Consider the following 12,413-nt stretch of genomic DNA (forward strand, 5'->3'; position numbering starts at 1 on the left):
GTGGGGTGTTAGAGGAGGGCGGTGGGTTCGGCCAGGCAGGCGGTGCCGATGCGGCGGAAGCCGATGCGGAGGTAGACCCTCGCGATCTCCTCGCTGCCGGCGGAGAGGAAGACCAGGTCGGTGCCGGCGTCGCGCAGGGCGTGGGCGAGGGTGGCGGTCACTGCCGAGGCGAGCCCGCGGCGGCGGGCGGAGGGCAGGGTGGCCACCCCGGCGATCTCGGCGACGTCGTCGACCCGCATCGCCATACCGCTGGCCAGCGCGCCGTCGTCGGGCGTACCGGCGATCGCCGACAGTCGCCGGCCGTCGGCGATCCGGACCCGTTCCTCGTCCAGGGCGGCCATGTCCAGCTCGGTCATCGCGGCGTCCCGTTCGGCCGGGCCGGCGTCGCCCCGGGTGGTGCCGGCGGCGGAGAACCCGACCGCGGCGACCGCGCGTCGGGCCGCCACGTCGAGCGCGAAGCCGGGCGCGTCCGGGTCCAGCACCCGCACGGGTACGTCGGTGAGCGTCGCCGGGTCGGGCAGGGCGGCCGGGTCGAGCACCAGCAGCGGTGCCTCCAGGACGCCCAGCCCGGCGGCGCGGGCGGTGGCGAGCAGGTCCGGGGTGGTCTCGTGCACCCACTCGAACGCCTCCGGCAGGCCCAGCTCCCGTTGCCGTTCGCGTACCGCGTGCACGTCGGCCAGCGACGGAGGTGCGGTGGCGTCGAGGCGCGGTCGCGCGTAGAACGGCCAACCCTCCCCATCCCGGGCAAACAGCACCAGCGCGCCGTGTTCCTCGGGGCGGGCGGCGTCCCGGGGTACGGCATCGTAGAAGCGTTCCAACCGGTCGAACAGGTCGCGGTGTGCAGGATCCACCGCGCGAGACTACATGTCCCAGAGTCTGGACGGTGTGATCAATCCGCACTGGCCCCGCCGGGGTCGCCCTAACGTAGACTCAACAGACTGCCAAGGGCCGACGTCGTCCCGACCACGAAACAACCTGAGTGACGACAGGAGACCCGGTGGCCCTTCCGTACCCGCACACCCCGCAGCCGGTCCCGTCCGCGACCGGTCTGTACGACCCGGCGCACGAGCATGACGCGTGCGGGGTGGCCTTCGTGGCCGACCTGTACGGACGGCGCTCCCATGCGGTGGTGGCGAACGGCCTCGGTGCGCTCTGCCGGCTGGATCATCGCGGCGCCCGGGGTGCCGAGCAGAACACCGGCGACGGCGCAGGCATCATGATCCAGATTCCGGACGCGTTCCTGCGCGCGGTGGTGGACTTCCCGCTGCCTCCCGCCGGTCAGTACGCCACCGGCCTGGTCTTCCTCCCCGACGACGACGGCGGCGAGGCCCGCGCCCGTCGGGTGGTGGAGAAGTACGCCCTGGTCGAGGGGGCCGAGGTGCTGGGCTGGCGGGAGGTGCCGACCGACCCGAGCGGGCTCGGCGCGACCGCGCTGGCGGCGATGCCCCGGATCCGGCAGGTCTTCCTGGCCGCGCACCGGCTCACCGACACCCCGGCCGGTCCGGCCGGCTCCCCGCTGGCCGGCATCGACCTGGACCGGGTGGCGTTCTGCGTCCGCAAGCAGGCCGAGCGGGAGACCGCCGAGCGGGGGGTGACCGCCTACTTCCCGTCGCTGTCGGCGCGGACGATGACCTGGAAGGGCATGCTCACCCCCGACCAGCTGCCGGAGTACTTCCCGGAGCTGACCGACGAGCGGGTCGACAGCGCTATCGCGCTGGTGCACTCCCGGTTCTCCACCAACACCTTCCCGTCCTGGCCGCTGGCCCACCCCTACCGGTTCATCGCGCACAACGGCGAGATCAACACGATCCGCGGCAACCGGAACTGGATGCAGGCCCGCGAGGCGCTGCTGCGCAGCCCCGGGATCCCCGGCAACATCCGGCGGGTCTTCCCGGTCTGCACCCCGGCCGCCTCCGACTCGGCCAACTTCGACGAGGTGCTGGAGCTGCTGCACCTGGCCGGTCGGAGCCTGCCGCACGCGGTGCTGATGATGATCCCGGAGGCCTGGGAGAACGACCCGGGCATGCGCCCGGACAAGCGCGCGTTCTACCGGTTCCACGCCAGCCTGATGGAGCCGTGGGACGGCCCGGCGTCGGTCGCCTTCACCGACGGTGAGATCGTCGGCGCGGTGCTGGACCGCAACGGCCTGCGGCCGGGCCGCTGGTGGCGTACCGCCGACGGGCTGGTGGTGCTGGGCAGCGAGGCGGGGGTGCTCGACCTCGACCCGGCCACCGTGGTCGCCAAGGGCCGCCTCCAGCCGGGCCGGATGTTCCTGGTCGACACGGTCAACGGCCGGATCGTCTCGGACGACGAGATCAAGACCGAGCTGGCCGCCGCCCAGCCGTACGACGAGTGGCTGCACGCCGGCCTGATCGACCTCGGTGACCTGCCCGCCCGCGAGCACGTGGTCTACACCCACGACTCGGTGCGGCGGCGGCAGCAGACCTTCGGGTACACCGAGGAGGAGCTGAAGATCCTGCTCGCCCCGATGGCGCGTACCGGGGCGGAGCCGCTCGGCTCGATGGGCACCGACACCCCGATCGCGCCGCTGTCGACCCGGCCCCGGCTGCTCTACGACTACTTCCACCAGCTCTTCGCCCAGGTCACCAATCCGCCGCTGGACGCCATCCGGGAGGAGCTGGTGACCAGCCTGGCGTCGACCATCGGCCCGGAGGGCAACCTGCTGGACCCGGGCGCGGCGAGCTGCCGCCAGATCGTGCTGCCCTACCCGGTGATCGACAACGACGAGCTGGCCAAGCTGCTCGACGTCGACGAGGACGGCGACCTGCCCGGCTTCAAGGCGGTCCGGGTCTCCGGGCTCTACCGGATCCGCGACGGCGGTGCCGGCATCAAGGCTCGGCTGACCGAGATCTGCCGGCACGTCTCCGAGGCGATCGAGGACGGCGTACGCATCCTGGTGTTGTCCGACCGGGACTCCAACGCCGATCTGGCGCCGATCCCGTCGCTGCTGCTCACCGCGGCGGTGCACCAGCACCTGGTGCGGGAGCAGACCCGGACCCAGGTGGCGCTGATCGTGGAGTCCGGCGACTGCCGCGAGGTGCACCACGCGGCGGTGCTCATCGGGTACGGCGCGGCGGCGGTCAACCCCTACCTGGCCTTCGAGTCGGTGGAGGACATGATCACCACCGGGGCGCTGGCCGGGGTGGAGCCGGCGAAGGCGGTCCGCAACTACGTCAAGGCGCTCGGCAAGGGCGTCCTGAAGATCATGTCCAAGATGGGCATCTCGACCGTGTCCTCGTACTGTGGCGCCCAGGTCTTCGAGGCCGTCGGCCTGGACACCCGGCTGGTCGACCGTTATTTCCGGGGCACACCCAGCACCATCGGCGGGATCGGGCTGGTCGAGATCCACGCCGAGGTCGCCGCCCGGCACGGGCAGGCCTGGCCGGCCCCCGGCGCCGTCGGCTCCGACCGGCTGGAGGTGGGCGGCGAGTACCAGTGGCGGCGCGAGGGTGAGCTGCACCTGTTCAACCCGGAGACGGTGTTCCTGCTCCAGCACGCCACCCGCAGCCGCCAGTACGACGTGTTCCGCCAGTACACCGCCAAGGTCGACGAGCTGGCCGCGCAGGCCGGTTCGCTGCGCGGGCTGTTCACCCTGCGTACCGGGCTGCGCCCGGCGGTGCCGATCGACGAGGTCGAGCCGGCCACCGAGATCGTCAAGCGGTTCGCCACCGGGGCGATGTCCTACGGGTCGATCTCGGCCGAGGCGCACGAGACCCTGGCCATCGCGATGAACCGGCTCGGCGGCAAGTCCAACACCGGTGAGGGCGGCGAGGACGTCGACCGGCTGCACGACCCGGCCCGCCGTTCCGCGGTCAAGCAGATCGCCAGCGGCCGCTTCGGGGTGACGAGCGAATACCTGGTCAACGCCGACGACCTCCAGATCAAGATGGCGCAGGGTGCCAAGCCCGGCGAGGGCGGGCAGCTACCCGGCAACAAGGTCTGGCCGTGGATCGCCAGGACCCGGCACGCCACCCCCGGCGTCGGCCTGATCTCCCCGCCGCCGCACCACGACATCTACTCCATCGAGGACCTCGCCCAGCTCGTACACGACCTCAAGTGCGTCAACCCGGCCGCCCGGGTGCACGTCAAGCTGGTCAGCGAGGTCGGCGTGGGCACGGTCGCGGCCGGGGTCGCCAAGCTCAAGGCCGACGTCATCCTGATCTCCGGGCACGACGGCGGCACCGGCGCGTCCCCGCTCAACTCGCTCAAGCACGCCGGCACCCCCTGGGAGCTGGGCCTGGCCGAGGCGCAGCAGACGCTGCTGCTCAACAAGCTGCGGGACCGGGTCACCGTGCAGGTCGACGGCCAGCTCAAGACCGGTCGGGACGTGGTGGTGGCGATGCTGCTCGGCGCGGAGGAGTTCGGCTTCGCCACCGCCCCGCTGATCGTCGAGGGCTGCGTGATGATGCGGGTCTGCCACCTGGACACCTGCCCGGTCGGCATCGCCACCCAGAACCCGGTGCTGCGGGAACGCTTCACCGGCCGCCCGGAGTTCGTGGAGAACTTCTTCCTCTTCCTCGCCGAGGAGGTCCGCGGCTACCTGGCCGAGCTGGGCTTCCGCAGCATCGAAGAGGCGATCGGGCAGACCGAGGTGCTCGACGTCGTACCGGCGATCGACCACTGGAAGGGCCACGGCCTCGACCTGGCCCGGGTGCTGCACACCCCGGAGCTGCCCGAGGGCGCGGCCCGGCGCGGCGTCCGCGCCCAGGACCACGGCCTGGAGCTGGCGCTCGACAACGAGCTGATCGCGCTGGCCCAGCCGGCGCTGCGCGACGGCAGCCCGGTCCGGGTGGAGGTGGCGGTGCGCAACGAGCACCGCAGCGTCGGCGCGATGCTCGGCGGCGAGGTGACCCGCCGGCACGGCGGTGCCGGCCTGCCGGACGACACCGTCGAGTTCGTGCTGCGCGGCACCGCCGGGCAGTCCTTCGGCGCGTTCCTGCCGCGCGGGGTGACCCTGCGGCTGCACGGCGACGCCAACGACTACGTCGGCAAGGGGCTCTCCGGCGGGCGGATCATCGTCCGCCCGGACGCCGCCGCGCCGTTCGTCGACCCCGAGGCCACCGCCGGGCAGCGCGCCGAGGACCAGATCATCGCCGGCAACACCATTCTCTACGGGGCCACCGGCGGTGAGCTGTTCCTGCGCGGCCGGGTGGGGGAGCGCTTCGCGGTCCGCAACTCGGGCGCGGTGGCCGTCGTCGAGGGCGTCGGTGACCACGGTTGCGAGTACATGACCGGCGGCACGGTGGTGGTGCTCGGTGAGACCGGCCGCAACTTCGCCGCCGGCATGTCCGGCGGTACGGCATACGTGCACCGGTTGGACACCGGCCGGGTCAACGCCGAGCTGGTCGACCTGGCCCCGCTGCGCGACGCCGAGCGTGAGATGCTGCACGACCTGGTGCAACGGCACGTCGCCGAGACCGACTCGGCAGTCGGCGCGGAGCTGCTCAAGCGCTGGCCGGAGGCGGTGGAGGAGTTCACGGCAGTGGTCCCCCGGGACTACCGCCGGGTGATGGAGATCATGAAGGCCGCCGAAGCCGCCGGCCGCGACGTCGACGACGCGGTCATGTCTGCGCTGACCGCGTCGGTGCCGCCCGCCACGCGGGTGGTCGCCCAGGAGGTGGCCCGTGCCTGACCCGAACGGTTTCCTGCGTTACGACAGGCGGCTGCCGGCCCGCCGCCCGGTGGCGGTGCGGATCACCGACTGGCGCGAGGTCTACCCGCCCGCCGGCGAGGAGCTGATCCGCGAGCAGGCCACCCGCTGCATGGACTGCGGCATCCCGTTCTGCCACGACGGCTGCCCGCTGGGCAACCGCATCCCGGACTGGAACGACCTGGTCCGCACCGGCGGTTGGGACGCCGCGGTGGAGTCGTTGCACGCCACCAACAACTTCCCCGAGTTCACCGGCCGGCTCTGCCCGGCGCCCTGCGAGGCGGCCTGCGTACTGGGCCTCGGTGGCCAGCAGCCGGTCACCATCAAGCAGGTCGAGGTGGAGATCGCCGACGCGGCGGTGGCCCGGGGCGGGCTGAACCCCCACCCGGTGCCGGCGTCCACCGGCCGGTCGGTCGCCGTGGTCGGTTCCGGCCCCGCCGGGCTCGCCGCCGCCCAGCAGCTCGCCCGCGCCGGTCACGCCGTCACCGTCTACGAGCGCGACGACGCGATCGGTGGCCTGCTCCGGTACGGCATCCCCGACTTCAAGCTGGAGAAGCAGCACATCGACAGGCGGTTGGCCCAGCTCGTCGCCGAGGGTGTGCAGTTCCGTACCGGCGTGAACGTCGGCGTCGACGTGACCGCCGAGGAGCTGCGGTCCCGGCACGACGCGGTGCTGCTGGCCTGCGGTGCGCTCCAGGGACGGGACACCCCGGAGACGCCGGGTCGGCCGCTGCGCGGCGTACACCAGGCGATGACCCACCTGGTCGCCGCCAACCGGGTGGTGGCCGACGCGGCTGCCGCCGGCTCCGGCGTGGCCGGTGGCGGCCTGCAGGGCGATGGCGTGACCGGTGGCGGCCTGCAGGGCGATGGCGTGGCCGGCGGCACCGGGTCCGATGGTGGCGGGCCCGCGACGGCGGTACTGCCCGACGGCACGCCGATCGACGCGGCCGGCAAGCACGTGGTGATCATCGGGGGTGGCGACACCGCCGCCGACTGCCTGGGCGTGGCCCACCGGCAGGGCGCGGCCGGTGTCCACCAGCTCGACCTCTATCCGGAGCCGCCGCACGGCAGGGACGCCGAACGGGACCCGTGGCCGACCTGGCCGTGGGTGCTGCGTAACTACCCGGCGCACGAGGAAGGCGGCGAGCGGGTCTTCGCGGTGGCGGTGCAGGAGTTCGTGGACGACGGCACCGGCCAGGTCAAGGGTGTCCGGATCGCCGAGGTGACGGTGGAGCGGCGGGACGGCCGACGGGTGGTCACCGCGCTGCCCGGATCCGAACGGGAGCTGCCGGCCGACCTGGTGCTGCTGGCCATCGGCTTCGAGGGCACCGAGGAACAGCCGCTGCTGGCCCAGTTCGGGGTGACCCGCAACGCCCGGGGCGCGGTCGACGCCCGCCCCGACTGGCAGACCGACACCGACGGCGTCTTCGTCGCCGGTGACATGCACCGGGGCGCGTCGCTTATCGTCTGGGCGATCGCCGAGGGACGGGCCGCCGCCGCCGCGATCCACTCCTACCTGGGCGGGGTCGGCACTCTGCCCGCCCCCGTCGACCCGGCCCGGCAACCCCTGGCCGCCCGCTGATCCCCCGACCCGCCGAATCCCTCGCCGCCCGCTGGTCCGTCCGCTTCGCTGGTGCTGTCAGCCGACCTGGTCCGCAGGTCGGCTGACAGCGTCCGGAGCCGGGATCGGCCCGCACGGCCCCGCCTGGGCCCGCCGGGTCCACTCCGTCAGCTGGCAGCCGGTCTCGCGGCACTACCTGTCCCGGTTCTCGTGCTGGGTGCCGGTACCGCTCCGGGCCGGCGGGTCCGCCGGTGCGGGTGCTGGTGCTGGTGCGGGTGCGGGACAGCAGGGACGGTGCCCACCGGGAGGCGAGCTGGCTCGGGTTGGGCACTGTCCGCAGAGGCTGCTATGCCCAGCAGGCATATTCATGCCTGCTGGGCATACTGCTCTCCGGGGTTACTGTTCCGGCTGGCGTAAAGGCGGTCCGGGGTTGGTCTGCGGGGCTACTGTTCCGGCCGGGTCGAAGCCGGCCCGGGGCTGGCCCAAGCCGAGCCGGAGCAGGGGTCAGAACCAAGACCGGGACCAGTGCAAGCCGGGGCGAAGGCAAGGCCAGACCGTCGTGAGAAGGCTGGAGTCGGGGCCAGCGCATGCTCTGGAGCAGAGTCAGGTCGGGGCCGGGGCCGCCGGCAGGACTGTCGGGAATGTCGGGCCGGTCGGGTGCCCCGTGAGATGCGCAGGGGTGGGGCCGGTTCGGGCTGCCCGCCCCGGTGCCTGGGGCAGGCAGCCCGAACCGGGGTCGGTCAGCGCGCCATCAGCTGGTGCGCCGCCCGGATCTGTGACCACGACTTCGGCTGTGCCGGGGCGGTCGCGGTGCGGGTGGCGGCGGCCGGGGTGGGGCGGCCGGGGGTGAACAGCCAGGTGGTGAAGACCGGGTCCAGGTCGACGCCGGAGATCCGCTCGGCGAGGGCCTGGAACTGGGCGATGCTGCCGTTGCCGTACTGGTGCTCGGCGGTCCAGGCGGGCAGGATCCGGAAGAACGCGTCGTCACCGACAGCCCGCCGGAGCTGGTGCAGCGCCATTGCGCCCCGGTCGTAGACCGCGTCGTCGAAGATCGCACCGGCACCCGGGTTGCCCGGCAGGACCTGCCAGAACGGGTCGTCGGCGGGGTAGTTGCCGTACGTGAAGTCGAACAGCTCCTGCGCGGTGCCCTCACCCTGCGCCTCCGACCAGAGCCACTCGGCGTACGAGGCGAAGCCCTCGTTCAACCAGATGTTGCTCCAGTTCGCCACCGAGACCGAGTCGCCGAACCACTGGTGGGCGTTCTCGTGCACCACCACGTACGGGTTGCTGCCGCGTCGCCAGAAGCCGGGCCCGTACACCGGGCGGGTCTGCGTCTCGAGGGCGAAGCCGATGCCGTCGACCGGCCCGGCCACGCCACCCTGCGCCTCGAACGGGTACGGCCCGAAGAGGCCGCTCTCCCAGTCGACGATCTCGGCGGTGCGTTCGATGCTGGCCCGGGCGGCGGGCCCCTGCACGCCCAGCGTGGTGCTGTAGGCGTTGATCACCGGCTGCCCGTTCGGCGCGGTGTCGGTGACGATGTCGTACTGGCCGATCGCCAGGAACGCCTGGTAGGTGGCGCCCGGCTTGGTGCTGCGCCAGCTCCACCGGGTCCGGTTGCCGGCCTCGGCCAGCGGGGGCCGGGGCTGCACGCCGTTGCTGACCACCTCGACGCCGGTGGGCACCGACACCGAGATGTCCCAGGTGGCCTTGTCGAGCGGGTGGTCGTTGGCCGGGAACCACCACCAGGCCGATTCGGGCTCGTTGACGGCGAGCGCCCCGTCACCCGTGCGGGTCCAGCCGGAGTAACCGTCGACCAGGGTTTCCGACGGCACACCGGAGTAGGTGACCACGATGGTCATCGCCTGGCCGGTGGTGAGACCACGCGGCGCCGTCACCACCAGCTCGTGGACGCCCTCCCGGCTGAACCGGGCGGTCCACCCGTTGACCCGCACCGACTCCACGTCGAGCAGGAAGTCGAGGTTGAACCGGGAGAGGTCCTGGGTGGCGGTGGCCAGGATGGTGGTGGTGCCACTGAGCCGGTCGCTCGCCGGTTCGTAGCGGAGCCGCACGTCGTAGTGGTCGACGTCGTAGCCGCCGTTGCCGTAGTCGGGGAAGTAGGGGTCGCCGAGCCCGGGGCTGCCGGGTTTCGGGGCGGCCGAGACCGCGACCGACCGGCTCTTGCCCGGTCGGGCGTCGGCCTGGCCGGGGGTGCCGGTCACCAGGGTGCCGGCGGTGGTGACGGTCAGGGCGGCGATGGCCGCCGTGAAAACACGTCGCACGGGTGGACTCCCTCCATCGGGGTGTTCGCACCGACAACCTAATCGACGGCGGTGGAACCGTCCGCCCCGCATCGGTGGCGATCCGCTACTTGCCCCGGACGTCGACAATGGGGGGTCTGGAGCTCCCGAGAGCACGGCGGAGGTGCCCGATGGTCGAGCCGGTGACTCCGGAGCCTTCCGGGTCCGTTCCGGACGGGCTCCCGGCGGGTGGCGTCGAACTGCTCTCCCTGCTGACCCGGTTGCTGCGCCGGCCCCGCCGGGGCGACCACCGGCTGCCGGTGATCTGGCTGGTCCGGGCCGTCGCCGGTAGTGACCCGGGTGCGCTGTTGCGGCGCTTCGTCGGGCGGGGCGTCGGTCGTCGGGTGCCGCATGCCGTACTGGATCTGGCGGTCCGTCGCGACATCTCGGACGTGCCGGCGTTGCTGCGGGAACTGCACAGGCAGTTGTCGCTGGAGGCGTTCGGGGCGGCCCGGCTGCGGTTCCGGCACTACCCGCTGGCCGACTGGCTCATGCAGCAGACCCTGGGCGTGGGCACCGGCCCTGCCGGCCCGGCCGACTCTGCCGACCCGGCCGACCCCGCCGACAGCGGCCGGGCCACCCTGGTCCGTCGCCTGCGTGACCGGCGGGGCCGGCGGCCCGTCGACGAGCCGCAGGTCAGCGGGGAATCGGGGGTCGGCACGGCGCTCCAGGTGCTGCTCTGGCTGCTGCGCCGCGCGGTGCCCAGCGTGGTGTTCCGGATCGCCGTCTCCGGCCGGGTGCCGGTCGTCGGAGGTCAGTACCGCTGGTTCATGCGGCAGCAGTACCTGGCCCCCCGCCAGTCGGTGACCTTCCTCGGGTTCGCCGAACGCCTCACCGCCGGTTGGCGCGACGGCGAGCAACCGGCCCAGGTGGACAAGCTGCTGTTGCACGCCTTCCTGGAGGACCTGCGGCAGGCGTACCGGCGACGGGTCTGGCGGCCCGGGGACTGGCGACGGACCGCCTACCCGGTGCTGCTGCTCGACGGGGTGACCGTCGGCAGCGTCGGGCACACCCTGGCCCGGCTGCTCAACGACGTCCGCAACGAGACCGGGCGCAACGATCCGCTGCTGGTGGTGGCGCTCGCCGCCGAACCGCCACCGGAGCTGCCCGGCACCCGCCCGCTGCGCGAGGCGGACGACGCGGTCGACGAGTGGGCCGAGGCGGTGACCGAGACCCGACGGCTGCGGCGGCCGGCAGCCTGGCTGGTGGCGTTACGGCCGGACGCCGACGACGCCACGCCGCCGCCGGGGGTGGTCCCGCCCGCGCTGGTCGCCCCCGATCCGCCGTGGTGGGCGCGGCGGTTCCTACCGGCGGCGGTGGTGCTGGCGCTGCTGGTCGGGGCCGGTGCATGGGCGGACAGCCGCTGGACGACCGACTGCCATCCGGCGCTGACCGGTCAGGTGCGGGTGCGGTTGATCGCCGGGGAGTGCGTCGGCTACAGCGACGGCGCGGCGCAGGTGTTCAACAGCGAGCCCGGCCAGGACCGGCTGCGGGCGGTGCAGCGGCGGATCTTCGCGCAGAACCGGGCCGCCGAGGAGGTGTGGCGGCGCAGCGACCACCGTCGCCCATACCTCACCCTGGTCTACCTGGGCACCCTCACCGGAAACCGGACCCGGGCGGACGAGGAGTCGTACGTCTCCGAACGGGAGGAGCTGGAGGGTCTGGCCACCACCCAGTACGCCCTGCTCAAGGAGTCGGCGGCGGCCGACGGCGCGGCCCTGCTGCACGTGGTGGTCGCCAACGGGGGCCGGCAGATGCGCCACGCCGGGCCGGCGGTGGCCATGCTGGAGGGTCTGGCCCGTGAGGATCCGACGGTGCTCGGGGTGGTGGGGCTGGTGGAGAGCCGGACCAGCACCGCCTCGGCGTTACGGGAACTCAACCGGGTCGGCCTGCCGGTGCTCGCGCCCACCCTGTCCGCCGACCGGATGGATCAGAACTCCAGCCTCTACCTGCAGATCTCCGCGCCCAACTCGGCGCAGGCCGCGATGATCGAGGTGTACGCCCGGCAGGTGCTGCGGGTGACCGAGGCGCACGCCTACTACAGCACCGGGGAGGACAGCTCCCTCACCGAGGACCTCTACGTCGGCACCCTGGTCGACGGGTTGCGCCAGCGGTTCGGCACCCGGCTCACCCGGCTCGACGAGTGGCGTACCGGGCAACGGTTGACAGGCGAGTGCGGTTACCGGGGGGTGCTGGTGTTCGCCGGGCGTTGGTCGGAGTTCGACGGTTTCCTGCGGGCGTTGAAGGAGTGCGGCGGCAACCCGCCCCGGCACCTGGTCGGCGACGACTCGGTCAACAGGTACATGGCCAACCCGGGGCTGCGGGTAAGCGCCCCGGGCAACCTGCCGGTGACGTACGTGTCGAAGGCGGCCCTGGCCACCTGCGCCGCGCTGCGGGCCGCGCAGGCCGCCGGGGACGACGCCCGGGGCAGCTTCCTGACCTGGGTCGGCTCCGCCGGCCTGCTCGATCCGCCGCGCTGCCGCGACGGTGCCGGCGCGCCGGTCGGCGAGCGGGTCAGTCTCGCCTACGACGCGGCGATGATGGTGGTGCGGGCGGTGGAGAGCCTCGCCGCCCGGCTGCGGCACGCCGATACCGGTCGGCGCTGGGAACCCCGCGCGGTCAACCCGGTCGGGGTGCACGCGGAGGTGCTGCGGCAGAACGCCGCCGCCGGCTACCCGGGGGTGGCCGGGGTGGTCCGGTACGCCCCCGACTCCGGGGAGCCGGTCGCCAAGCGGTTGGCGTTGCTGCGGGTGGCCCGGGTGCCGGACGTCGTCGCCGAACCGGTCGAGGTGTTCCACTGCGGTGCCGCCGACAGCGGGCCGGACCCGGGCTGCCGGCCGGTCTGACCGGTGGGCGGGTCGTGCGCCGCGACCCGGTGGGGCGC

5 protein-coding genes are annotated in these 12,413 nt (G+C 73.2%); 3 read left to right on the forward strand and 2 right to left on the reverse strand.

Translation table 11 applies throughout. The features are described 5' to 3' along the window. Positions 1-8 precede the first annotated feature (8 nt). Complete coding sequence (locus tag AC0AIB_RS06950; protein WP_328344477.1) at positions 9-851, reverse strand: GNAT family N-acetyltransferase; 843 nt, start codon at positions 849-851, stop codon at positions 9-11. Between the two features lie 146 nt (positions 852-997). On the opposite strand from AC0AIB_RS06950, the gene gltB reads away from it, so the two are divergent. Then, positions 998-5,653 carry a glutamate synthase large subunit gene (gene gltB, locus AC0AIB_RS06955; RefSeq protein WP_328344478.1) on the forward strand — a complete coding sequence of 1,552 codons (4,656 nt, stop codon included), beginning with the start codon at positions 998-1,000 and terminating at the stop codon, positions 5,651-5,653. Further along, positions 5,646-7,253, forward strand: a complete 1,608-nt coding sequence (locus AC0AIB_RS06960; protein WP_465096249.1) for a glutamate synthase subunit beta — start codon at positions 5,646-5,648, stop codon at positions 7,251-7,253. The genes gltB and AC0AIB_RS06960 overlap by 8 nt, the downstream gene beginning before the upstream one ends. 719 nt (positions 7,254-7,972) lie before the next feature. On the opposite strand, the gene AC0AIB_RS06965 is transcribed toward AC0AIB_RS06960, so the two are convergent. Further along, on the reverse strand, positions 7,973-9,511 hold the full coding sequence (locus AC0AIB_RS06965; RefSeq protein ID WP_328344480.1) for a M1 family metallopeptidase: 1,539 nt from the start codon (positions 9,509-9,511) through the stop codon (positions 7,973-7,975). Between the two features lie 161 nt (positions 9,512-9,672). Between AC0AIB_RS06965 and AC0AIB_RS06970 the strand changes: the two genes are divergently transcribed. Then, positions 9,673-12,375, forward strand: a complete 2,703-nt coding sequence (locus tag AC0AIB_RS06970; RefSeq protein WP_465096250.1) for a hypothetical protein — start codon at positions 9,673-9,675, stop codon at positions 12,373-12,375. Positions 12,376-12,413: the final 38 nt, after the last annotated feature.

It is taken from the genome of Micromonospora sp. DSM 43699, assembly GCF_055517075.1.